This window comes from Yoonia maritima (genome assembly GCF_003003285.1).
Taxonomy (GTDB): domain Bacteria; phylum Pseudomonadota; class Alphaproteobacteria; order Rhodobacterales; family Rhodobacteraceae; genus Yoonia; species Yoonia maritima.
In genome coordinates, this window is record NZ_PVTP01000015.1 from 57,347 (window position 1) to 78,485 (window position 21,139).

At 54.1% G+C, this 21,139-nt stretch carries 26 protein-coding genes; 17 read left to right on the plus strand and 9 right to left on the minus strand.

Annotation, left to right across the window (positions count from 1 at the left end):
• Positions 1-3: 3 nt before the first annotated feature.
• Positions 4-354, plus strand: coding sequence for a hypothetical protein (locus CLV80_RS17080; RefSeq protein WP_106359153.1), 351 nt, complete (start codon positions 4-6; stop codon positions 352-354).
• A gap of 19 nt (positions 355-373) precedes the next feature.
• Here CLV80_RS17080 and CLV80_RS17085 read toward each other — a convergent pair whose 3' ends face one another.
• The 4 genes from CLV80_RS17085 to CLV80_RS17100 all read right to left on the minus strand — a co-directional run bounded on the left by CLV80_RS17085 (position 374) and on the right by CLV80_RS17100 (position 3,877).
• On the minus strand, positions 374-1,744 hold the full coding sequence (locus CLV80_RS17085) for a glutamate--cysteine ligase (protein WP_106359154.1): 1,371 nt from the start codon (positions 1,742-1,744) through the stop codon (positions 374-376).
• Positions 1,745-1,807: 63 nt separating this feature from the next.
• The gene (locus CLV80_RS17090; RefSeq protein WP_106359155.1) at positions 1,808-2,326 is read right to left on the minus strand and encodes a hypothetical protein; all 519 of its coding nucleotides are present in this window, start codon (positions 2,324-2,326) and stop codon (positions 1,808-1,810) included.
• Positions 2,319-3,158, minus strand: a complete 840-nt coding sequence (locus tag CLV80_RS17095; RefSeq protein WP_106359156.1) for a GNAT family N-acetyltransferase — start codon at positions 3,156-3,158, stop codon at positions 2,319-2,321. The genes CLV80_RS17090 and CLV80_RS17095 overlap by 8 nt, the downstream gene beginning before the upstream one ends.
• Positions 3,155-3,877 carry a 16S rRNA (uracil(1498)-N(3))-methyltransferase gene (locus CLV80_RS17100; RefSeq protein WP_106359157.1) on the minus strand — a complete coding sequence of 241 codons (723 nt, stop codon included), beginning with the start codon at positions 3,875-3,877 and terminating at the stop codon, positions 3,155-3,157. Before CLV80_RS17100 ends, CLV80_RS17095 begins: the two co-directional genes overlap by 4 nt.
• Before the next feature lie 11 nt (positions 3,878-3,888).
• Here CLV80_RS17100 and ubiA point away from each other — a divergent pair, with 11 nt between their 5' ends.
• From ubiA to CLV80_RS17115, 3 genes are read left to right on the plus strand one after another with little or no spacing between them, the layout of a single operon-like run.
• Complete coding sequence (ubiA, locus tag CLV80_RS17105; RefSeq protein ID WP_106359158.1) at positions 3,889-4,854, plus strand: 4-hydroxybenzoate octaprenyltransferase; 966 nt, start codon at positions 3,889-3,891, stop codon at positions 4,852-4,854.
• A gap of 56 nt (positions 4,855-4,910) precedes the next feature.
• Entirely contained in the window at positions 4,911-6,857 is a 1,947-nt protein-coding gene (locus CLV80_RS17110) for an OmpA family protein (RefSeq protein ID WP_106359159.1), read from the plus strand.
• A 16-nt stretch (positions 6,858-6,873) separates the two neighbouring features.
• A complete protein-coding gene (locus CLV80_RS17115) occupies positions 6,874-7,197 on the plus strand; it encodes a hypothetical protein (RefSeq protein ID WP_106359160.1) in 324 nt (107 codons plus the stop codon).
• 2 nt (positions 7,198-7,199) lie between these two features.
• Here the strand turns inward: CLV80_RS17115 and CLV80_RS17120 are convergent, their stop codons facing one another.
• Complete coding sequence (locus CLV80_RS17120) at positions 7,200-8,150, minus strand: L-threonylcarbamoyladenylate synthase (RefSeq protein ID WP_106359161.1); 951 nt, start codon at positions 8,148-8,150, stop codon at positions 7,200-7,202.
• A gap of 114 nt (positions 8,151-8,264) precedes the next feature.
• Between CLV80_RS17120 and CLV80_RS17125 the strand changes: the two genes are divergently transcribed.
• Positions 8,265-9,968 (plus strand): acyl-CoA dehydrogenase, encoded by a 1,704-nt coding sequence (locus CLV80_RS17125; RefSeq protein WP_106359162.1) that lies wholly within the window; start codon positions 8,265-8,267, stop codon positions 9,966-9,968.
• Entirely contained in the window at positions 9,968-11,005 is a 1,038-nt protein-coding gene (locus CLV80_RS17130; RefSeq protein WP_106359163.1) for an MBL fold metallo-hydrolase, read from the plus strand. Before CLV80_RS17125 ends, CLV80_RS17130 begins: the two co-directional genes overlap by 1 nt.
• Positions 11,006-11,023: 18 nt before the next feature.
• Here the strand turns inward: CLV80_RS17130 and CLV80_RS17135 are convergent, their stop codons facing one another.
• Positions 11,024-11,269, minus strand: a complete 246-nt coding sequence (locus CLV80_RS17135; protein WP_106359164.1) for a DUF6356 family protein — start codon at positions 11,267-11,269, stop codon at positions 11,024-11,026.
• Between the two features lie 106 nt (positions 11,270-11,375).
• Between CLV80_RS17135 and CLV80_RS17140 the strand changes: the two genes are divergently transcribed.
• The 4 genes from CLV80_RS17140 to CLV80_RS17155 all read left to right on the plus strand — a co-directional run bounded on the left by CLV80_RS17140 (position 11,376) and on the right by CLV80_RS17155 (position 13,144).
• Positions 11,376-11,837 carry an Lrp/AsnC family transcriptional regulator gene (locus CLV80_RS17140; protein ID WP_106359165.1) on the plus strand — a complete coding sequence of 154 codons (462 nt, stop codon included), beginning with the start codon at positions 11,376-11,378 and terminating at the stop codon, positions 11,835-11,837.
• Positions 11,834-12,322 (plus strand): DUF6173 family protein, encoded by a 489-nt coding sequence (locus tag CLV80_RS17145; protein ID WP_106359166.1) that lies wholly within the window; start codon positions 11,834-11,836, stop codon positions 12,320-12,322. Before CLV80_RS17140 ends, CLV80_RS17145 begins: the two co-directional genes overlap by 4 nt.
• A 65-nt stretch (positions 12,323-12,387) precedes the next feature.
• On the plus strand, positions 12,388-12,522 hold the full coding sequence (locus tag CLV80_RS17150; RefSeq protein ID WP_106359167.1) for an aa3-type cytochrome c oxidase subunit IV: 135 nt from the start codon (positions 12,388-12,390) through the stop codon (positions 12,520-12,522).
• A gap of 7 nt (positions 12,523-12,529) precedes the next feature.
• Positions 12,530-13,144 carry a hypothetical protein gene (locus CLV80_RS17155; protein WP_106359168.1) on the plus strand — a complete coding sequence of 205 codons (615 nt, stop codon included), beginning with the start codon at positions 12,530-12,532 and terminating at the stop codon, positions 13,142-13,144.
• On the opposite strand, the gene CLV80_RS17160 is transcribed toward CLV80_RS17155, so the two are convergent.
• Complete coding sequence (locus tag CLV80_RS17160; RefSeq protein ID WP_106359169.1) at positions 13,116-13,463, minus strand: branched-chain amino acid transport AzlD family protein; 348 nt, start codon at positions 13,461-13,463, stop codon at positions 13,116-13,118. The genes CLV80_RS17155 and CLV80_RS17160 overlap by 29 nt on opposite strands.
• Entirely contained in the window at positions 13,460-14,182 is a 723-nt protein-coding gene (locus CLV80_RS17165; RefSeq protein WP_106359170.1) for an AzlC family ABC transporter permease, read from the minus strand. Before CLV80_RS17165 ends, CLV80_RS17160 begins: the two co-directional genes overlap by 4 nt.
• A 60-nt stretch (positions 14,183-14,242) precedes the next feature.
• On the opposite strand from CLV80_RS17165, the gene CLV80_RS17170 reads away from it, so the two are divergent.
• The 5 genes from CLV80_RS17170 to CLV80_RS17190 all read left to right on the plus strand — a co-directional run bounded on the left by CLV80_RS17170 (position 14,243) and on the right by CLV80_RS17190 (position 18,941).
• Positions 14,243-15,124, plus strand: coding sequence for a formate dehydrogenase accessory sulfurtransferase FdhD (locus CLV80_RS17170; protein ID WP_106359171.1), 882 nt, complete (start codon positions 14,243-14,245; stop codon positions 15,122-15,124).
• Between the two features lie 70 nt (positions 15,125-15,194).
• Positions 15,195-15,782, plus strand: a complete 588-nt coding sequence (gene mobA, locus CLV80_RS17175) for a molybdenum cofactor guanylyltransferase MobA (RefSeq protein WP_106359172.1) — start codon at positions 15,195-15,197, stop codon at positions 15,780-15,782.
• The gene (mobB, locus tag CLV80_RS17180; RefSeq protein WP_106359173.1) at positions 15,779-16,270 is read left to right on the plus strand and encodes a molybdopterin-guanine dinucleotide biosynthesis protein B; all 492 of its coding nucleotides are present in this window, start codon (positions 15,779-15,781) and stop codon (positions 16,268-16,270) included. The genes mobA and mobB overlap by 4 nt, the downstream gene beginning before the upstream one ends.
• Positions 16,267-18,366: a molybdenum cofactor synthesis domain-containing protein gene (locus CLV80_RS17185; protein WP_106359174.1), complete on the plus strand. Its 2,100-nt coding sequence runs from the start codon at positions 16,267-16,269 to the stop codon at positions 18,364-18,366. Before mobB ends, CLV80_RS17185 begins: the two co-directional genes overlap by 4 nt.
• Positions 18,363-18,941 carry a GNAT family N-acetyltransferase gene (locus tag CLV80_RS17190; protein WP_106359175.1) on the plus strand — a complete coding sequence of 193 codons (579 nt, stop codon included), beginning with the start codon at positions 18,363-18,365 and terminating at the stop codon, positions 18,939-18,941. The genes CLV80_RS17185 and CLV80_RS17190 overlap by 4 nt, the downstream gene beginning before the upstream one ends.
• Here CLV80_RS17190 and mbfA read toward each other — a convergent pair.
• Positions 18,938-19,915: an iron exporter MbfA gene (mbfA, locus tag CLV80_RS17195; RefSeq protein WP_106359176.1), complete on the minus strand. Its 978-nt coding sequence runs from the start codon at positions 19,913-19,915 to the stop codon at positions 18,938-18,940. The two genes, CLV80_RS17190 and mbfA, sit on opposite strands and share 4 nt — an antisense overlap.
• A 153-nt stretch (positions 19,916-20,068) precedes the next feature.
• Here mbfA and CLV80_RS18320 point away from each other — a divergent pair, with 153 nt between their 5' ends.
• Positions 20,069-20,260, plus strand: a complete 192-nt coding sequence (locus CLV80_RS18320) for a hypothetical protein (RefSeq protein ID WP_133169791.1) — start codon at positions 20,069-20,071, stop codon at positions 20,258-20,260.
• 104 nt (positions 20,261-20,364) lie between these two features.
• Positions 20,365-20,988 (plus strand): TetR/AcrR family transcriptional regulator, encoded by a 624-nt coding sequence (locus tag CLV80_RS17200; RefSeq protein WP_106359177.1) that lies wholly within the window; start codon positions 20,365-20,367, stop codon positions 20,986-20,988.
• Positions 20,989-21,139: the final 151 nt, after the last annotated feature.

Consider the following 21,139-nt stretch of genomic DNA (forward strand, 5'->3'; position numbering starts at 1 on the left):
ACTATGCTTAGTTATTTGATGCTTTACTTCGGACTAGCCGCCGGCGCGTTGGCGGGGCTGTCATTCATGATCTTTAAGATCGGCAGCGCACTTGCCGATTGCCCAGACACCGGGCGCGCAGCGAAAGCGGGATCAATGACGATTGTTGCTGGGTTTGTCGCCATTGGTGCAGGCGGCGTCATTTTGATCGCGGCAGGTGTGCTAGCAGTTTTGCCACACATGGCACCAGCTGGCGTTTTGACTGCGCTTGGCCTTGCCGTGCTTTGCCTTGGGCTTGGGTTTACGCAAGCTGTTGCAACGCTGCGTGACATCGTTGCACAAGCAGCGGCACGGGTAAGCGCCGCCACTGAATAACAAAAGACTCTGAAACGGATTAATAGCTGTATTCGCTGTAGATCCGTTTCAGATTACCATTCCAATCGCCATTGTAATGATCCAGCAATTCATCGGCCAAGGTTTTGCCTGACTCAATGCTTTCTTTCAGCGCGTTTAGGAAATGGGTTTCGTCCGGGATCAGACCACCAGCGCCGGGGCGCGCTCGGTTCTTCAGGCCAGCTTCGGAAATCGCAACGACCTCGCGGGCAAGTTCATGCATATTGATCCCATCAACCTGTGCCTGAAGCCCATCGACGGAAGCAGCCACACGCAGGGCTTCGCGCTGTTCTGCTGTCCAGTCTTTGCAAATATCCCAAGCCGCATCGAGCGCCGTTTGGTCATAGGTCAGCCCAGTCCAGAACGCAGGCAAAGCGCAAAGGCGCCGCCAAGGGCCACCATCAGCGCCGCGCATTTCAATGAACTGCTTCATGCGGGCTTCGGGGAATACGGTTGTCAGGTGGTCGGCCCAATCTGACAAAAGAGGTTTTTCACCGGGAAGCGCGGGCAATTCCCCCTTAAGGAAGTCGCGGAACGACATGCCCAGCGCATCGATGTATTTTCCATCGCGGTAAACAAAGTACATCGGCACATCGAGAACCCACTGAACCCAGGCTTCGAACCCGAAACCTTCGTCAAAGACGAATGGGATCATGCCTGTGCGCGATGCGTCAAGGTCACGCCAAATACGTGAACGCCACGATTTGTGACCGTTTACCTTGCCTTCAAAGAACGGCGAACTTGCGAACAAAGCGGCGGCAACCGGCTGTAGCGCCACGGCGACACGCATCTTTTGGACCATGTCGGCCTCTGATCCGAAATCAAGGTTCACTTGCACGGTGCACGTTCGGCGCATCATCGCCGTGCCCATTGTACCCACCTTTTTCATATAGGCGTCCATTAGCTTGTAACGGCCTTTGGGCATCAGGGGCATTTCTTCGTGAGACCATTCGGGGGCCGCGCCCAAACCGATGAATTTCACGCCGATCTCATCCGAGACTGATTTCACCTCGGCTAAGTGGGTATTCACTTCGTCGCAAGTCTGGTGGATCGTCTCAAGCGGGGCACCGGACAGTTCAAGCGCACCACCGGGTTCCAAGCTGACATTCGCGCCGTCTTTGGTCAGGCCAATGATCTTGCCTTCCTCTTCGACTCGGGCCCAGCCAAAGCGGCCTTCAAGCCCTTCAAGCACGGCTTTGATCGAACGCTCGCCTTCATAAGGAAGCGGACGCAGGGTATCCTGACAATAACCGAACTTCTCGTGCTCGGTGCCAATGCGCCATTGGTCCTTGGGCTTGCAACCCTTAGAGAGCATCTCGGCCAGTTGATCGTGATGCTCGATTGGGCCACCACCGGACTGAGGAATAGACATGGCGCGCGCTCCGTGCTTGCTGCGTTTCAGAATTTCTATCGGTGACGTGCCGCAAGGCTCATGTCAATGCAAGACCGGACGAACCCTTGCCCAAACGGTTACGCGCGCATCTGGTGTGCGTGAAAGCACGTCCAGCACATCAGCTGTCTTAATCCCCGGCAATCCCGCGAAAATATCGAACAGCGATTCCGCACCAGTCGCATTAATAGGGATAGATAGATTTTGCCCACCGACACCCGTTAGTACCCAATTCGGATCAGGGTGCGCGCTTGGGTCTAGTTCTAGTTTCGTTAGATCAGCGACATCGATGACGCCGCCATCAAGAGGCCCGAAATATGACAGCCGTCGCTCATTAATCTGCACGACCCCAGCGCCAACGCCATGCTGCCGAAAACGGGCGCGTTGAACGCCTGCGGCTGCCAAAATTGCGCCGATTAAGAGAACGAGGTATCCAAGCCACTGCACCGCACCAAATGCCCGCAGCCCCCACCAAAGCCCCAACACCATCAGCCCGACACCGATCAACGTGTCGCGCCAGCGCCATAGAAATGCGCGGACCTCGGGGCGAAGAAAGTCAGACATGGATCACCTGTGGTTCCTCATAAACCAGAATAGAAAACGCGCCGATCTTGTTGAAACCAATCGCCTCATATGCACGGGCAGCGTTGTCACTTGCCGCAAACAGGATTGCGTCCGTTACACCGTTACGACGTGCCTCTTGTAGGTGGAGCCCAACAGCCCGTCGCGCAACCCCTTGCCCCCGGAATTCAGGCTGCGTGTAAACACCACCAATCTGAACCACCTGCGGCAACTGCGCATTAAACCCTGTCATCGCAACGGGTGTTCCATCGCGATAAAGCGCCCGGTGACTATTCGCATCAAGATATGCGGCGATGTCTTTGGCGGCTGTTACATCGGGCTCTTCTCCCGGTACAGGCATGACTTCGGTCAGATAGGCAGTCCGCCAACCCAGCATAGTTTCTTTGGGCGCATCCGCCAGAGGATACAGCGCAAACCCATCGCAATCAGGCAACTGCAAGTCAGCAAGTGAAAGATGGTACAGCGGTTCAACGTCATCGATTCCAGGCTCAACTTGCCAGTTCAACGCATGACGCAGAGCCGCCACTTGCCCAGCATCGCCCAAAATCCCGCGATATGCCTGCCCTGCCAAAACTGTCTTGATATCGCCCCACGGGCCAGTCGGGCATTGTGGGAACAAGAAGCCCTCGTCCGTCACAGTCAGCACATCGGTGATTTGTCCATCCAGCCAACGCACCCAAAACGTCACAGCACGCGGGTGGCCACCCGACATGCCGTAGCTGCGTAAGTTCGAAAGCGGAAACATCGACGTGGCGATGTGGTTGGTCAGGAATGCCTCAATCGCGGGGCGGTCGGCCTCGGTCGCGCGGATCAATCCCAGTCCCCCAGTGCCTGTTGCCACACCGTCAGCGCAGCAACGGCTGCTGTGTCGGCCCGCAAGATGCGTGGGCCTAGGCTTACGGGGTGGCTGAAGGGGAGTGCGTGGAGCTTTTCGCGCTCGGCCGGGGAAAACCCGCCTTCGGGGCCGATTAGGATTGCCCATGGGCCGGGCGTGTCTGGCAGGCCGATCGGGTCCCCGATTTTTGCTTCATCGCAGAACATCAGTTGACGGTCTGAGGGCCAGTCGGCCAGCAGGCGGTCCAGCTTTTTCAATTCTTCCACTTGGGGCACAAAGGTACCGCCGCATTGCTCGGAGGCCTCGACCGCGTGGGCCTGTAGCTTGTCTTGGCGAATGCGATTCGCGCTTTGGGTATAATCTGTTTGGGCAGGGATAATCCGTGCCGCACCCATTTCGACAGCTTTTTCAACGATGAACGCGGTCCGTTCTTTGCGGATCGGGGCGAATATTAGCCACAGGTCAGGCGGCATTTGCAGCGGGCGTGTCAGTGTCTGACACAGCAGGATACCGCCTTTTTTGCCTGTTTTCACAACCTCGGCATCCCATTCGCCGTCGCGGCTGTTGATCAAAGACAGCACCGCGCCTTCATCCAGTCGCATCACCCCAAATAGGTAATGCGCCTGATCACGATCAAGCGGAACTGATTGCCCTTCACCCAGCGGGTGATCTACATAAAGTCTAACCTTGGAAGCCATAGGCGGACCATATGACCGAGAACGCGCCAACACCAGAGCCGACAGGCACAGTTTCTGATGCTGTAACAGGGAATTGGGTCGATACCATCGCCCCGGCCTTTACCCGCCCATACCTGCGGCTTTCCCGCGCGGATCGTCCCATTGGAACGTGGCTGCTGTATATGCCGTGCCTGTGGGCGTTGGGGCTGGCGATGCTCGCGACGAAAAGCGCAAGCATGCATGATCTGTGGACTGCTGTTGCATGTGGTATCGGCGCATTCCTGATGCGCGGTGCGGGCTGCACATGGAACGACATCACAGACCGCGAATTTGACGCTAAGGTCGCACGCACCCGGTCACGGCCAATTCCATCGGGACAAGTCACCGTACGCGGCGCTGTCATCTGGATGATCGCGCAGGCGCTTGTGGCCTTTGCAATTTTGCTGACCTTCTATTGGGCGGCGATTATTCTAGGGGTGCTCGCGCTATTGCCTGTTGCGGTTTATCCATTCGCAAAACGGTTTACATGGTGGCCGCAGGTATTCTTGGGGCTTGCGTTCAACTGGGGCGCGCTGCTTGCATGGGCTGCACACACTGGCAGCATTGGGCCCGTGCCCGTCATACTATACTTGGCTGGCATCGCGTGGACGTTGTTCTACGATACAATCTACGCCCACCAAGACACCGAAGACGACGCGCTTATCGGTGTGAAATCCACCGCACGCCTATTCGGAGACAAATCTCGGCAATGGCTACGGCTGTTTTTAACAGTCACTATTTTGCTGTTTGGCGCGGCTGTGGTTTTGGCCTGCATTGATCGCAGCATGCTGTCATTGGTGATCGCACTTGGTGGTCCTTGGGCGCTTGGCTGGCATTTGACATGGCAGCTTGGGCGTTTCGACCCTGATGACAATGACATTTTGCTGCGCCTTTTCAGGTCAAACCGAAACGCTGGACTAATAGTTCTGCCATTTTTCGCTGTTGCCATGTTCGTGTGATTGAACAACGACGCAGCTAGTCCTATTCAGGACGCCAATCAACAAAGCGGATAAGCATGCGCCTTTCAGCAGTTTTCATTCGTCTCGTCGCCTTTGCCATAGCAGGCATTTTTTCGGTCGGCGCGGCACGTACCACAGTATCGGTCGTCGAAGAACGTTCGGTGCAAGGGGTGCAAGAAACCCTTATCAATCAGGGCTATTTATGGGCCAACGTATTGGGTGACGGCCTGCAGGTCATCATCGAAGGGCAAGCCCCGACAGAAGCCGTTCGGTTCCGTGCGATCTCTGCTGCGGGGGGGATCGTGGATGCAAGCCGCGTGATCGACAACATGTCTGTTGCTGATTCGGAAAAGATCGCGGCACCCGAATTTGCCATCGAAATTCTGCGCAACGATAGCGGCGTGTCACTGATCGGGCTTATTCCGGCTTCAACAGATCGTGAGGATTTGGCCGACCAAATTCGCGATATTGCTGATGGCCAACCCGTTACTGACCTTCTTGAAGTGGCCGATTACCCGACACCAGACAACTGGCGTCGGGCACTGAACTACGGTTTTCGCGCGCTTGAAATGCTGCCGCGTTCAAAAATTTCGGTGAATGCTGACCGTGTAATCGTCAACGCAATTTCCGACAGCCCCGAAGAAAAGCACCGCCTTGAAACGGCACTTGCGCGCAACACACCTGATGAAGTCGAGCTATCAATCGACATTAGCGCGCCGCGACCTGTTATTTCGCCGTTCACCGTTCGGTTTGGGATCGACGAAGACGGTCCAATGTTTGACGCATGTGCTGCGGACACAAGCGAAGCTGTTGCCGCAATTATCGCCGCCGCATCTGACGCAGGTTATACAGATCAGGTGAACTGCACATTGGCGCTTGGCGCGCCATCGCGCCGCTGGGGTGAGGCTGTCGCGCTTGCGATCAAGGCCGTTGGCGACCTAGAGGGTGGAACAGTCACAATTGCAGACACAGACGTAACCTTTCTTGCCCCAATGGGCACCGACCCCCGAAAATTCGACGATGTCATTGGGGCGCTTGAAAATGCGCTGCCTGACGCATTTGCGGTCACCGCAGAGCTGCCAGTTATGCCCGAAGCCACACCCGGTGGCCCGCCACGCTTTACCGCCACGCGTAGCCCTGAAGGCGAGGTGCAATTGCGCGGTCGTATTCCTGACGAACTGACGAACACTGTTGCAGAAAATTTTGCCATCGCAAAATTTGGCAAAGGGAACATCACCATGGGCACACGTGTTGTCGATGGTCTACCCTCTGGCTGGTCTGTGCGGGTTCTCGCGGGTATCGAAGCGCTTTCCGAACTGTCAAACGGTGCCGTCGTTGTAGAACCTGACACACTGGAAATTCGCGGGAACACCGGAAACGAAGTGGCCAGCGCAGATATTTCGCGTTTACTGATCGAAAAGCTTGGGCAAACTGCCGATTTTGATATCGACGTAACTTACGTCAAACAGCTTGATCCGATCGCGAGCCTACCAACCCCGGAAGAATGCATTGCGCAAATTTCCTCTGTTACGGCTGATCGCAAAATTACGTTCGACCCAAGTTCAGCCGACATTTCCGCGGGTGCGGTACCATTGATTGATGACATCGCGGATATTTTGAAAAAATGCGGTGATTTGCGCATTCAGGTCGCGGGCTTCACCGACAGCCAAGGCCGCGAAGAAATGAACCAGCAACTGTCACAACGCCGCGCGGATGCCGTTCTGACTGCGTTGCGGGCGCGCCGCGTCCCTGTTTCGACTTTCGAATCGATTGGTTTTGGTGAAGAAAACCCCATCGCTGACAACGACACCGAAGACGGGCGTGAAGCAAACCGCCGGATCGAGTTTAGCTTGATCGTCCCGGAACCAATCCCCGAGGAAGAAACGACATTAGAGGCGATTGCTGAGGAAAGCCCGCTGCCCACCACAATGCTTGACGAAGAAGCGACAGACGAAGAAGAAGCCCCGACCGAAGAACCCGCTGAAGACGCGACCACCGAATAACCAGAAGGCAAAGACGTTGAACAGAACTGAATTCATTATCGCCACCGCGATCATCCTGTTTGTAGCTTTCGCCCTTGGTTGGTTTGCAAGCTGGTTGGTCAATCGTTTCACCCGCGTCACCAAGGCCGAAATCGGCGAATTAGATAAGATGGCGCAGTCCTTGCACGAAGCAGAAGAAACGCGTGATCAGGCGATCACCTACCTGCAACAGCGCGAAGCTGAGATGACTAATCAGCTATCCCAGACAGAGGCTGAACTGCGTGCCGCAATGGACGGATTACGCGAAGCGCGCCACGAAGCAGAAGAACTGCGCGCATATGTGGAACGCCAAAATAACTAATCTTAATCGCGCGGCGCGGCGGCACGTTTTAGTCGATCGTTGATCGCTCGCCCCAATCCGTGATCGGGAATTGGCGATACAGCAATCCGTGTCGCCCCCATTGCATCAAGTTGGTGAAGACAGCCAAACAATCGTGCTGCCGCTTCGGTTAAGTCACCTGCAGGTGACAGGTTCAAATCGGTATCTACAGGACCAAACCCCAATAAAACTTCACCGTCGTCGGCTGCATCCGCATTTAACCGAACCCGCCCTTGCGGTGCATAATGCGACGCAAGCTGACCGGGTGACATCGGGGTATCAGGATCGTCGGGCATAAGGATAGATCGTCCAAGACATGCCGTTATCGCTTCGGATGGAATGCCCCCGGCCCGCAAGAGTGCGGGTTCATCCACGCAACTTACGATCGTCGATTCCACTCCGACGCTACAAGGACCACCATCAATGACCGCATCAATCCTTCCTTCTAACCCGGCAATGACATGATCTGCCGTTGTCGGGCTGATGCGACCAGACGGGTTTGCTGATGGCGCAGCAACCGGGCCCGCGAATGTCCTTAGAAAATCTTGGGCGACGGCATGATCAGGAACACGCACTGCAAGCGTATCAAGCCCTGCGGTCACAAGTTTAGAAACGCCTGCATCAGGTTTCAACGGTAGAACCAACGTCAACGCACCCGGCCAAAACGCAGCCGCAAGAGCATGCGCATTATCGTTAAACACGCAATATTTTTCAGCTGCGTCCGGACCATCAAGATGGACGATCAGCGGATTAAAACTGGGACGCCCTTTGGCCGCATAAATTCCAGCAACAGCCGTGTCATTACAGGCGTCTGCGCCCAGCCCGTAGACCGTCTCGGTTCCGAAAGCGACCAGACCACCTGCCCGCAAAATCTCAGCGGCCTTTGTGAAACCTTGGGCATTCGGTGAAATTTTTAGCAAAGGCGCGTGAATCATGACGTGGCGTTTCGGTTGATGGGTCTGTGAGCACAGGTAGGTTAGACAAGAATGATTGATGCATACCCGTGGCACCTCAGTTTGCCAAGCGGATGCATAGAGTGGAGAATACCAATGGCTTATCGCGCACCTGTCGGCGATTTTCGTTTCCTGATGGATCATGTTGTCAGCTTTGGCGACGTGACGAACACCGACCGTTTTGCGGAAAGCACACCGGATATGGTTGATGCTATTCTCACTGAAGCTGCCAAAATGTGTGAAGAAATCATCGCGCCACTGAACCGCGCTGGCGATTTACACCCTGCAAAGCTAGAAAACGGCGTTGTCCGTACATCCCCCGGCTTCGCCGAAGGGTACCGCGCGATCGCGGATGGCGGTTGGATCGGTATGTCCGCGTCGACTGACGTTGGCGGCATGGGCCTTCCGATGACGTTGACCACTGCAGTGAATGACATGATGTCCAGTTCCTGCTTATCTTTGCAGCTCAACCCATTGATGTCCCAAGGTCAGATCGAAGCGCTGGAACACCATGCCTCTGACGTGATCAAAGACCTTTACGTTCCGAAAATGATCTCGGGGGAATGGTGTGGCACGATGAACCTGACCGAACCGCAGGCCGGTTCAGATGTTGGTGCTCTCCGCACCAAGGCAGAACCAAACGACGACGGGTCCTTCGCGATTTCGGGCCAAAAAATTTACATCACTTGGGGCGACAACGATTTCACAGAAAACGTATGTCACCTTGTTCTTGCACGCCTTCCTGACGGGGTGCCGGGCACAAAGGGCATCAGCCTGTTCATGGTTCCCAAGTTTATTCCCGATGCCGATGGCAACCTCGGCAAGCGCAACAATCTAAAGGTTGTCAGCCTTGAGCATAAGCTTGGCCTGCACGGATCACCAACCGCCGTCATGGAATACGACGGCGCGACCGGTTGGCTAGTTGGCCCAGAGCATGGCGGGATGGCTGCGATGTTCACAATGATGAACAACGCGCGTCTCGGCGTGGGCGTTCAGGGTATTGGCATCGCCGAAGCGGCATACCAACACGCGTTGGCCTATGCCCAAGATCGTACGCAAGGCAAAGCTGGCGGATCCGGCACCATCATCGAACATGCCGACGTGCGCCGGATGCTGGCCAGCATGAAGGCGGATACATATGCCGCCCGTGCAATTTCTTTGATGAACGCCGTCGCGATTGATATGACAACGGCAACCGGTGACGCAGGCTGGAAAGCACGCGCTGCATTCCTGACCCCCATCACCAAGGCCTTTGGTACTGATGTGGGCATGGAAGTGTCTAGCACAGGTGTACAGGTCCACGGCGGTATGGGCTTTATCGAAGAAACCGGTGCAGCACAGTTTTCTCGTGATGTACGCGTAACTGCAATCTACGAAGGTACCAATGGCATTCAGGCCATGGACCTTGTTGCACGTAAGCTGATGGATGGTGGCGAAGCTGCATTCCGCTTGCTTGAGGAAATCGAACAAGGTGCAGAAGCTGCGAAAACCACTCACCCCGAATTGGCCGAGGCCGTGTGGCAATCTGCGGAATCCTTGCGCGAAGCAACCGAATGGCTTGTCGAGCAAAGTGATCTAAATCAGCGCTTTGCGGGTGCGGTGCCTTACCTTCGTGCGTTTGCACGTGTATTGGGGGGGCATGTTCATCTTGCTTCTGCAATGGCCGGGGATGCGTCTCGCGTGAAATTGGCAACCTTTTATATCAAACGATTGCTGCCAGAACACATTGGCCTGCTTGCGCATGTGCGCGAGGGGGCGGATGACCTGCTGGCAATCACTCCCGAAGATCTGGTTGCGTAATGGCGGACGGCGTCAGCGGCATCAGCTATCCGTTCGACGCCCCGCCTGAGCAAGGCGAAGCAATTACTGTTGCACCTGGCGTTCTTTGGATGCGCTTGCCACTGCCGATGGCGCTGGACCATGTCAATGTATACGCGCTTGACGATGGCGACAGCTGGACGGTCATTGACACTGGTTTTGCCAGCAACAGTACCCGCAAAATTTGGCAACAGCTGCTAGATGGCCCAATGGCAGGCAAACCCGTTCGCCGGGTTGTCGTGACACACCACCACCCCGATCATGTTGGGTTGGCTGGCTGGTTCATTGAAAATGGCGCGAGCCTAAGCATGCCTCGTACGGGATGGTTAATGGCGCGCATGCTAACGCTTGATGTACAAGAGGCCACACCGGACGAAACGCTCGCCTTCTATAAACGTGCCGGCATGGAACCCCCAGAGTTTGAACGACGTGCGACGGAGCGTCCGTTCAATTTTGTTGACTGTGTCACGCCACTCCCGCTTGGCTATCATCGTCTGATAGATGGCGAAACGATCCAAATGGGTGGCCGTACATGGGACATTCGCATGGGTGACGGACACGCCCCCGAACATGCAACATTCTGGAGCCGCGACGACAACCTAGTCATTGGCGGCGACCAACTGCTGCCATCAATTAGCGCGAATCTAGGTGTCTACCCAACGGAACCAGAAGCCGATCCTGTTGGCGATTGGCTGACATCTTGCGAAAAGCTTGCGCCATTTGCAAAGGACGATCAGCTTGTCTTGGGTGGTCATAAGCTGCCATTTACAGGGCTACCGTTGCGACTAGATCAGATGATTGGCAACCACCACAGCGCGTTGTTGCGGTTGCGCAAATATCTTGCTGAACCTCGGTCGGCGGCGGAATGTTTCCCCCCGTTATTCAAGCGCAGTATCGGCCCTGCTGAGTATGGACTCGCCTTGGTCGAGGCAATCGCCCATGTGAACCACCTGCATCAAAATGGACAGGTCACACGCACAATGCGCAGCGACGGCGCATGGGTATTCCAAGCTAAGTAAGGTGGATTAAAATCCACCCTACGCCGTGTGACGATTTTCGATTCGTCCATACAAGCGTTTCAAAATGCGGCTTGCCGTTGTTTCGCACAACGCGGGTATAAACGCATGGATCAATGCTGCCCCAGCAGCGACAGTCATCCAAAAGCAAAACCCAAGCGCAAACCGCATATGCCCCAAATAGGTTTCATTCACTGTCGCCGGATGATCAAGAAATACAGCCGCAATAGGATTGCGGCGGGGCGTGTTTGGGGAGGAGTGAGACATTTGCCAGCCTTTGCTATGTATTTTCAAATAGCCTAGCCGAACAAACTTTTGCAGCGATCCCAATTTTCACTAGATAAACGTTATTTTTTGAGACAAAATTTCATCTATCACACACAAATTAGATGAAATAGACCGTGCTATCCTGCGATCCTTGCAAATTGATGCAGCCCAATCGGTTGATGATATTAGCGCAAAGGTGCATCTTTCGCGGAACGCCTGTTGGCGGCGCATCAAAGCGATGGAGCAAGCAGGTGTCATCATAGGCCGGGTGGCATTGATTGACCCTGCAAAGGTAGGTGCCCCGCTTACCGCGATGGTATTGATCCGCACAAATGCGCATGACGCCAAATGGATGGCAGAATTCCAAACAACGCTACGCTCTTTACCCGAAGTTGTCGGTGCTTACCGCATGACCGGCGATCTAGATTACGTCTTGCGCGTGCGCGTCGCAGACGTTCCTGCCTATGATAATTTCTATAAACGACTGACTTCACGCATTTCTGTCTCGGACATTTCGGCAAGTTTCGTTATGGAGGAAATCAAAGACACAACTGCGGTGCCCTTATGACCTCTGATACCCCACTTCACATGAACATCGATACCTCTGCCGAATTGCTGGAAAACGACATCCTGCCCAAAACGCAAGAGGTGCACACCGACCCGAACGTGCCCTGCCCGTCGTCGGCAAAGCTACCCAAAGCGCTTGGCGAATCGATTGCGAAGAAAAGCCAGGCGCAATGGGCGTATGAGCGGATCATTATGTATATCCAGAACTTTGAAAAGCAGCTGGATAACGACCACGAGGTCGGCGTTGGTTTGGCGGGCGGCCTGACAGGGGTGATCCGCATCGAAGGTTTAGGGTATTACGACCCCGATATCGTCACCTATTATGGGACGAATGAGGCAGGCGCCAAAACGCAGCTTATTCAGCATGTGAGCCAAATGAATGTCACACTGATCGCCAGCCCAAAGAACATTGATCAGCCAGAACCAAAGCGGATTGGCTTTCAACTGGCTGCGGCGCTTGAACGCGATGTAGATGTGACCACCTGACCGGGTGACAGGCAAGTTATTATCGGCTATGCGACTATCAAACTCGTCTACTAAGGATTCTAAGTATGTCTGACTACAAACCCGGCGAAATGGACATCACAGCGCAAGAAAAAGCTTTCAACGGCTTTATCAGCATGGTGACAAAAGGCTCTATCTTCTGCATTTTCTTACTGATCTTTATTGCGCTGGTTAACGGCTAATCAATAGATGAAACGTCGTCAGTTTCTTGTCGGGCTTCCGCTTGCTCTTTCTGCGTGCTCTGCTCCAGAAGTGTGGGCACCAGACGATGTTGTATCGCGCGCAACCTATCGCGATACCAGCGGCACTTATCTGACGCTGTTTACAATGCGCAATACGGGCTCTAATAACGGAGCCCACACCGCGTTATTGATCAATGGTAGCCAGCGCATCATTTTTGATCCGGCTGGATCGTTCGAACAGACCCGCATGCCTGAACGCAATGACGTATTGTTCGGCGTCTCCCCAGAGCTTGAAGCATATTACGTTAGCTTTCATGCCCGGATTACCTACTATGTCTTGGCGCAAACTGTCCAAGTTTCAGCAGAAGTCGCGGAGCAGGCCATGCAGCTTGCATTGGCCAACGGACCAGAACCGCAAGCGCACTGCGCGCGGTCAACGTCACGGCTATTGCGTCAGCTACCAGGCTTTTCGGATTTTCGCCAAACGTGGGATCCCAACCGGGTGTCAGAAGATTTTGCGAAACTTGCCGACGTCACAACCCGCGAATACCGCGAAACAGACGCCGACGATAAATCGATTGCCGCCGCTCAAATCAATGCAGCCCTGCAAGAAGACCAGTAAGCCCCATTCCGCCGTATAGCATCGCAACCCCGGCAAAGATCGCCCAGAGCACGTTGCGCGTCCATAGCCCGACACCCACAGTCGCCAATGCAGCAAGAATTCGGATTAAGTCAGGCTGACCACCTGTTGCGGCAGGCCATAACACCAGCGGCGCAACCATACCCGGCAGCACCGCCACGGGCGTAAACCGGAGCAACCGCAATACAAACGGTGGCATCGGCCGATTACCAATCAATCCTAAAAAAGAAAACCGGATCAAAAAGGTCCCGATCCCCAAAACCGCAATAATGAACCATATTTCTGCAGAACTATAAGTCATTGGGCGCGCTTCTCTGTCCATGTTTCAACGAATGCGCCGGTCAGCATGGCGACTGCTGCGGCAATCAACAAACCTGTTCCCGAAGGTAGATCAACCAATGCCAGTGCAACGATGACCGACGCGGCGGCGGCTGCGACATGGGCAACGGATTTCATCATCGGTGCAACCAAAGCTAAAAACATAATTGGCATAATGAAATCCAAGGCCCATGCATCAGGGATTGCTGTACCAGCCAAAATACCAACAAGCGTCATACCAATCCAAAGTGGCGTAATTGGTGTCGCGACCCCAAAGAAATAGGCAACCCGATCCGCAATCGACATCTCTAGACGAGATTCGTATCGAGCAACCGCGGTAATATAAGTCTGGTCAAAATTCAGATAGGACACCAAAGCGCGTTGCCACAGCGGCGCGTTCCCCAAATAGGGCACAAGCGACGCGGAATACATCGCCATCCGCAGATTCACCGCCAACGCAGCCAATAAAACAAAGGCAATACCAGCGTTTTCCGTAATCATTTGAACCGCCGCGAACTGTGATGCGCCAGCAATGACCAAGACTGAAAACCCCATCGCCTGCCCCATGCTTAGTCCCGCATCCATCGCGACCACGCCAAACAAAAGGGCAAATGGGGCCGCCATGAGGATAAATGGCAGCCCATCACAAACCCCAGCCCAATAGGCGGATTTCGCTGGTTTTTTGACGGTGGAACTCGTCATCTCTTTCCCCTAGCTTTGAAGTGTTACGACAGGCTTAGACCTGCAAATTGGGAATGACAATTGGCGCGACTTGATAACACGACCGACTACATCATTGCGCCGCGTCCAGCGGCCTCGGGCCTTACACGTGGTGTGACTGGCACAGATCAAAACGGCGACCAGATTAACCTTAACGTGGTCGAAGAACGACCACTGACAATCTACCTCAATTCCCAAGAAATCGTGACCGCCATGACCATCGGGGACTATCCTGAATACTTGGCGCTCGGGTTTTTGAAAAATCAGGGCATGCTGCGCGACGATGAAACACTCAAGGGCGTCGATTACGACGAAGAGTTATCCGTGGTTGTCGTCCGGACGGACGGGCAAACGACCTACGAAGATAAGCTAAAGAAAAAAACCCGCACTAGCGGTTGCGCCGTCGGCACTGTTTTCGGTGACATGATGGAGGGGCTGAGCGACGTGGCGCTTCCCGATACCACAGTCAAAACATCAGATCTCTACGCACTCGCCGCTAAGATAAACCGCACCCCGTCTCTCTACCTAGAGGCCGGTGCGATCCACGGCACTGTGCTGTGCCAAGACGACAGACCGCTCGTCTATATGGAAGACGTCGGACGTCACAACGCCGTCGACAAAATCGCAGGTTGGATGCTGTCAGAAGACGTCAGTGCCGATGGCAAAATTCTATACACAACCGGGCGACTTACATCAGAAATGGTGATCAAAACGGCCCTCATGGGCATTCCCGTTCTGGCATCACGATCCGGATTCACCGCATGGGGCGTCGAAATTGCGCAACAAGTCGGACTAACACTGATCGGTCGGATGAAGGGCCAACGGTTTGTCTGCCTTTCAGGCGAAACCCGCCTTGTCCGCGACGCAGACCCAAGCGAAATCGAAAATGAACCGCGCAAAAGCGGACGAAAGGGCCGTGAATGACCCCTCTATCATCTTGCCCTAAATACTCCCGCCAGAGGCGGATTCTCCGAGCCGCAGGCGAGGTGAACTTATGATGCAACCACTTGGTGTTATCCTTGCTGGCGGGCAGGCCACACGTATGGGTGGCGGCGACAAGGGGCTATTGCCGCTTGGTCGCGGAACCATTCTGTCACATGTTATTGAAAGGCTAGAGCCGCAAGTCGCAGGCCTAGCGCTTAACGCTAATGGTGACCCCATACGTTTTGATAAACTTAACCTACCGATCATTCACGACAGTATCGCAGGTTTTGCAGGTCCGTTGTCTGGGGTTCTCGCCGGACTTGACTGGGCTGCGACCAAAGGCGCAACGCACATCGTGACCGCCGCTGCGGACACACCATTCTTTCCGTGTGATTTGGCCCCTCAGTTGATGATGGCAGCCGAAAACGCCAATTCACAAATCGCACTTGCAGCCAGTCCCGGCGGGCGTCACCCCACATTTGGACTATGGCCTGTCGCGCTACGTGATGAGCTGCGTGCCGCCTTAGAGGATGGCCTACGCAAGGTTGTCCTATGGACAGACAAATATGGCGCAGGATCCGCGGCGTTCCCCGATGACACTGCATTTTTCAACGTAAATACCCCGGATGACTTGGCACAAGCGCAGGCGATGATATGAAAATCTATGGTGTCGTTGGGTACAAAAACGCTGGCAAAACAGGTCTGATGGAGCGTCTCGTGACTGAAATCAGCGCGCGTGGCATCAGCGTTTCCACAATCAAGCACGCACACCATAGTTTCGACGTTGATCACCCCGGAAAAGACAGTTACCGCCACCGAGAAGCAGGGGCACATCAGGTCCTCCTTGCGTCCAACACCCGCTGGGCTCTTATGACCGAACTACGGGACCGCGCTGAACCACCGCTTTGTGATCTTATTGAACAGCTGGCCCCTGTCGATCTGATTCTGATCGAAGGATACAAGCGCGACACACACCCCAAGATAGAGGCCTTTCGCGCAGAACCACGAAACGCATTGCTTGCGCCGACTGACCCAACCATTCGCGCGATTGCGACAGATACACCGATTGATAGCGCGCGACCAACGTTCGATCTAAACGACACCAAATCCATTGCGGACTTCATTTTGACAGAGGTCGCGCTATGAAATTTGATAGCGTACTTATGGTTGATTGGTCTGGTGGAAATGATCGCGGCCCGACACCAAAAAAGGACGCTATTTGGGCCTGTGTAGCGCGCGAAGGTCACCCAGAAGACCCTCTGTACTTTCGTAACAGACACGAAGCGGAGCGATGGATAGCAACATTTCTAGCACAAGAGCAGGCATTAAACCGACGGGTGCTGGCCGGATTTGATTTTGCCTTTGGTTACCCGCATGGATTTGGCAACGCATTGACAGGGTCTGATGACCCACTCGCCTTATGGGATTGGTTTGCTGAACGGGTGGTTGATACAGCAAAAGAAAACAATCGTTTCGAACTTGCGGGCGAAATTAACAGCATGTTTTCGGGCATCGGACCGTTTTGGGGAAATGGATTGAAGCGCGACATTGCGGGTCTCCCTCGCAAAGGAAGTTTACGAACCAATACATCATTCGCAGAACGTCGCTCAGCAGAGCAGACCGCCACCAGAGCCTTTCCAGTTTGGCAGCTTTCAGGCGCCGGAGCGGTTGGATCGCAGGTGATTATGGGACTGCCGATGCTGTCACGGCTACGGCGCAAATTTTCGGTATCAGTCTGGCCATTCGAGCCGCTTGAAAATCCTATCACATTTATCGAAATCTGGCCTTCTCTTATAGCTAAGACCGTCGCGGCGACCCAACCCCCAGATAGGGTCAAAGACGCACATCAAGTCTTGCTTATGGCAAAGGCGGTTTCAGGGATGCCCGACGATCATCTTCGCAAGCTACTAAACGTTGAACCCACAGCAGAAGGAACGATTTTTGGATTAAATGATCCAGAGTTATTGGAGATGGCAAGCCAGCAGACTGCACTAACGACACCTTCTCTCAGAAATGATTGCTTTGCCATGCCGCAGGGTGCGCATTGGACACCAGTGTCTGTAGCGCTTCAGCATTTACGCGATAGGCTGGGTCCAGTGACCGAAACCGAAACGGTTGCATTATCGCAAGCTAACGGACAGTTTCTTGCAAAGGATGTGATTGCTGCAAGATCACACCCACCCGCACCGAACGCCGCTGTTGATGGGTATGGTTTTGCCGGGTATGCGCCTGAAGGACCACATTATATGCCGTTGGTCGCGGGCCGCTCTGCTGCTGGGCAACCGTTTCATGGCGTCGTACCCACAGGACATGCAATCCGAATTTTGACAGGCGCGAATCTGCCCGAAGGTGTGGATACTGTGATCCTTCAAGAAGACGTAAATGTTTCTCAGAACCACATCGCCTTTCAGGGGCCTCTCAAACGTGGGGCAAATGCAAGAGACGCTGGCGAAGACATGAAACGCGGCGATGTTATTCTAGCCGCTGGACATAAGATAACCCCAGCTGATTTAGGAACCATGGCGGCAGCCGGTGTCGGGCACATTCATGTGAGGCAGCAATTGCGCGTTGGTGTATTATCAACAGGTGACGAGCTTTGCGAGCCGGGCACACAGGCTGGCGTTGGGCAAATCTTTGATGCAAATCGCCCAATGCTATGCGCTGTTGCATCTGGTTGGGGGTATGAGGTGGTCGATCTTGGACGTGCACCAGATGATCGCCCCAAACTGCGAAATATTTTGGATGACGCAAGCCAACGTTGTGACGTCATCATCAGCTCTGGCGGGGCATCTGCCGGAGACGAAGATCATATGTCTGCATTGCTTCAGGGCACTGGATCACTTGCGCTATGGCGTATTGCAATGAAACCGGGCCGGCCTCTTGCTATGGGGCTATGGAACGACACCCCCGTATTTGGACTACCCGGCAACCCCGTCGCAGCAATGGTTTGCGCGCTCATATTTGCGCGGCCAGCCTTGCGGCGGTTAGGCGGCGGCGCTTGGCACGAAACCGAAGGTTACATGCTTCCTGCGGCGTTCACAAAATCCAAGAAAGCAGGACGCCGCGAATATCTACGTGCCCGCATCCGTGACGGTCAGGTCCACACCTTTGCATCAGAAGGTTCAGGCCGCGTTTCCGGGCTTAGTTGGGCAACCGGGCTTGTCGAACTGGGCGATCCCGCGCAAAAGGTATCATCTGGGGATCTTGTCCGCTTTATTCCTTTTGGAAACTTTGCACTATGAAAATTACAGTTGGTATTCCAGACGCCAGCCGAGGCGAGGCCGCAGCCCTATACTGGGACGCCTTCGGCAAAAAGCTTGGGTTCACGATGGGCCCAAAATACCGCGCACTAATCTATATTAACCGGGTGATGCGTTCAGACCATGGTATTTGCGCGCACGACGACCACGGACGGCTAATAGGTGTTGCTGGCTTCAAAACATCAAATGGCGCATTGGTTGGCGGAACATTTACCGACATTCGCAAGGTCTATGGCTGGGTCGGTGCCGTAATCCGCGTATGGCTCATGGGAACTCTGGAAAATGACGTCGAGAATGAACGCTTCTTAATGGACGGGCTTTTCGTCGCCCGCGAGGCACGGGGCAAAGGTGTCGGCACCGCATTGCTTGATGAAATTTCTGCCGAAGCAAAACGACGTGGATATCGCCAAGTGCGGTTAGATGTCGTCGATACCAACCCCCGCGCCCGCGCATTGTACCTGCACGAAGGCTTTCGCGAGCTCGAAACCCATAAGTTGGGACTGCTTCGCTATATCTTTGGATTTAATTCTGCGACCGTTATGGTCCGCGACGTCTAGCCAGACCCGATTAAGGCGCCAGCGGCAAATACTAACGCACCGCCTAAAACGACCTGAAACGCAGCGCGTAAAAATGGCGTTTGCATATAGCGATTTTGTATCCATGCGATGGCCCAAAGTTCGAAAAAGACCACAATAAAAGCCGTGATCGTCGCAGTCCAAAATTCTGGAATTAGATATGGCAAAGCGTGCCCTAGCCCGCCAAGCGTCGTCATCACACCCGCCGCAATCCCACGCTTGATCGGGGAACCACGCCCCGACAATTGCCCGTCGTCTGATGCCGCTTCAGTAAAACCCATCGAAATACCAGCACCGACAGATGCCGCAAGCCCGACCAAAAACGTGGTCCATGTGTCTTGTGTGGCGAAAGCCACCGCAAATATTGGTGCGAGCGTGGACACTGATCCATCCATCAATCCGGCAAGACCGGGCTGCACCCACGTCAAAACAAACTGTCGATGTGCTGCGGCTTCTTCGGTCGTTTTTTCGCTTGGGCCTAGATGTTGCTGCGCCAATGCATCAGCGGTGTCAGAATGTCCGGCTTCGGCGGCGGCTAAATCTCCCAGAAGTTTGCGGGTTTCTGCATCCGTCGTTTGCGCGGCTGCCAAGGTATAGAACCGTTCAGCATCACTCTCCATTTGCGCAGCCTCATCACGGATACGCTCTAAGCCAAGATTTTCAACTAACCACACAGGGCGGCGTGCATAATACCCTGACACATGTTCGCGACGAATATGCGGAATCACATCGCCAAATCTGGCGCTATGAAGATCGATTAAACGACGTCGATGTTCGTCTTCCTCAGCAGCCATACCGTCAAACACTGCGGCAGATGCTGGGAAGTCTGCGCGTAAATGTTCGCCATAACTTCTGTAGATCCGTGCATCGTCTTCTTCTGACGAGATCGCAAGCGCTAGGATTTCTTGCTCTGACAAATCTTTAAAGCGGCGACGGTTCGCAAATCCGGGGATCATAAGTGCAATCCTATATTAGAACGATTCTAATATTAGCCTACCACGCAATTTTGCGAATCCAAACAATGAACTAATTAGTTCAGTTTCCATCTTTAAAATCAAACTAAACGGTTTAGTTCTTTAATCGTAAATAACTTTCAAATGGAGACCGCCATGACCCGCACCGTTACCGCCCTAATGACAGCTGCTTTAATTGCTTTAGCCGCTCCTGCCTCTGCCCTTTCGTTTCAGGTCGACTTTCCAACGCTAACCTATCCGCCCCATCCCAACGTACCGACCACGGAACAGTCCTGCGTGGAGCTTACAACACTAACCGGCCTTACTTGCACCCCGGTTAGCAATTAATCGGCAACGCGGCGAAGCTCGTTTTAAAAGACTTCGTCGCGACGTTATTCTTGCCTGAACTGAACCGGTCAGTTTATATAGGGCTTCACTCAGGAGGACCAGAAATGCCCGACGGCTCAGAAGAACCAAAAAAAGGTCGCAAGTTTGATCAGGTCCTTGATGGTGCTAGAAAAGTCTTTCTGTGCGATGGATTTGACGGTGCGTCCGTAGACGATATCGCCAAAGCTGCCGGGGTTTCGAAAGCCACGCTTTACAGCTACTTCCCTGACAAACGGTTCCTGTTTATGCAGGTGGCCAAGGCCGAATGCTGCAAGCAGGCCGAACGTGCGATCGAAACGATCGACATGGATGCGCCTGTCCAAGACGTACTTTATCAAGCCGCCCGAGAAATTGGGGATTTTATCACCTCGGACTTTGGGATGCGGATTTTTCGCGTTTGCGTCGGCGAAGGTGGGCGGTTCCCTGAACTCGGCAGACAATTCTATGAAAGCGGGCCGCTTTTGGTGCGCGACCGGCTAGTCACATATTTTGACAAGGCTATAGCCAAGGGTGATCTTATCATCAGTGATCGTGAACTCGCGGCGGATCAGTTCAATGAACTATGCCGCGCTGACCTGTTCCCACGTATGATATTTAACATGGCGGACAGCTTTAGCGCAGACGAAAAACAACGTGTCGCCAAAGGCGCCGTCGATGTGTTTATGGCGCGTTATGGGGCAAGTAAGTAGGCTGGCTACAAAGAAAGGGCCCGAACTGCACCGGGCCCTTTGAATAATTTCGAATCAGTATTCCACGACAGCGCGAATTGATTTTCCTTCGTGCATCAGGTCGAAGCCTTTGTTGATGTCTTCGAGCTTGAGCTTGTGGGTGATCATTGGG

Excerpts from the sequence above, each read along its gene's own strand:
- CLV80_RS17080 (WP_106359153.1), top strand. The coding sequence starts at position 4 with ATGCTTAGTTATTTGATGCTTTACTTCGGACTAGCCGCCGGCGCGTTG.
- CLV80_RS17090 (WP_106359155.1), bottom strand. The coding sequence starts at position 2,326 with ATGTCTGACTTTCTTCGCCCCGAGGTCCGCGCATTTCTATGGCGCTGG.
- CLV80_RS17085 (WP_106359154.1), bottom strand. The coding sequence starts at position 1,744 with ATGTCTATTCCTCAGTCCGGTGGTGGCCCAATCGAGCATCACGATCAA.
- CLV80_RS17160 (WP_106359169.1), bottom strand. The coding sequence starts at position 13,463 with ATGACTTATAGTTCTGCAGAAATATGGTTCATTATTGCGGTTTTGGGG.
- CLV80_RS17190 (WP_106359175.1), top strand. The coding sequence starts at position 18,363 with ATGAAAATTACAGTTGGTATTCCAGACGCCAGCCGAGGCGAGGCCGCA.
- CLV80_RS17155 (WP_106359168.1), top strand. The coding sequence starts at position 12,530 with ATGAAACGTCGTCAGTTTCTTGTCGGGCTTCCGCTTGCTCTTTCTGCG.
- CLV80_RS17165 (WP_106359170.1), bottom strand. The coding sequence starts at position 14,182 with ATGACGAGTTCCACCGTCAAAAAACCAGCGAAATCCGCCTATTGGGCT.
- CLV80_RS17120 (WP_106359161.1), bottom strand. The coding sequence starts at position 8,150 with ATGATTCACGCGCCTTTGCTAAAAATTTCACCGAATGCCCAAGGTTTC.
- CLV80_RS17100 (WP_106359157.1), bottom strand. The coding sequence starts at position 3,877 with ATGGCTTCCAAGGTTAGACTTTATGTAGATCACCCGCTGGGTGAAGGG.
- mobB (WP_106359173.1), top strand. The coding sequence starts at position 15,779 with ATGAAAATCTATGGTGTCGTTGGGTACAAAAACGCTGGCAAAACAGGT.
- CLV80_RS17200 (WP_106359177.1), top strand. The coding sequence starts at position 20,365 with ATGCCCGACGGCTCAGAAGAACCAAAAAAAGGTCGCAAGTTTGATCAG.
- ubiA (WP_106359158.1), top strand. The coding sequence starts at position 3,889 with ATGACCGAGAACGCGCCAACACCAGAGCCGACAGGCACAGTTTCTGAT.
- CLV80_RS18320 (WP_133169791.1), top strand. The coding sequence starts at position 20,069 with ATGACCCGCACCGTTACCGCCCTAATGACAGCTGCTTTAATTGCTTTA.
- CLV80_RS17150 (WP_106359167.1), top strand. The coding sequence starts at position 12,388 with ATGTCTGACTACAAACCCGGCGAAATGGACATCACAGCGCAAGAAAAA.
- CLV80_RS17130 (WP_106359163.1), top strand. The coding sequence starts at position 9,968 with ATGGCGGACGGCGTCAGCGGCATCAGCTATCCGTTCGACGCCCCGCCT.
- mobA (WP_106359172.1), top strand. The coding sequence starts at position 15,195 with ATGATGCAACCACTTGGTGTTATCCTTGCTGGCGGGCAGGCCACACGT.
- CLV80_RS17185 (WP_106359174.1), top strand. The coding sequence starts at position 16,267 with ATGAAATTTGATAGCGTACTTATGGTTGATTGGTCTGGTGGAAATGAT.
- CLV80_RS17135 (WP_106359164.1), bottom strand. The coding sequence starts at position 11,269 with ATGTCTCACTCCTCCCCAAACACGCCCCGCCGCAATCCTATTGCGGCT.
- CLV80_RS17110 (WP_106359159.1), top strand. The coding sequence starts at position 4,911 with ATGCGCCTTTCAGCAGTTTTCATTCGTCTCGTCGCCTTTGCCATAGCA.
- CLV80_RS17145 (WP_106359166.1), top strand. The coding sequence starts at position 11,834 with ATGACCTCTGATACCCCACTTCACATGAACATCGATACCTCTGCCGAA.
- CLV80_RS17125 (WP_106359162.1), top strand. The coding sequence starts at position 8,265 with ATGGCTTATCGCGCACCTGTCGGCGATTTTCGTTTCCTGATGGATCAT.
- mbfA (WP_106359176.1), bottom strand. The coding sequence starts at position 19,915 with ATGATCCCCGGATTTGCGAACCGTCGCCGCTTTAAAGATTTGTCAGAG.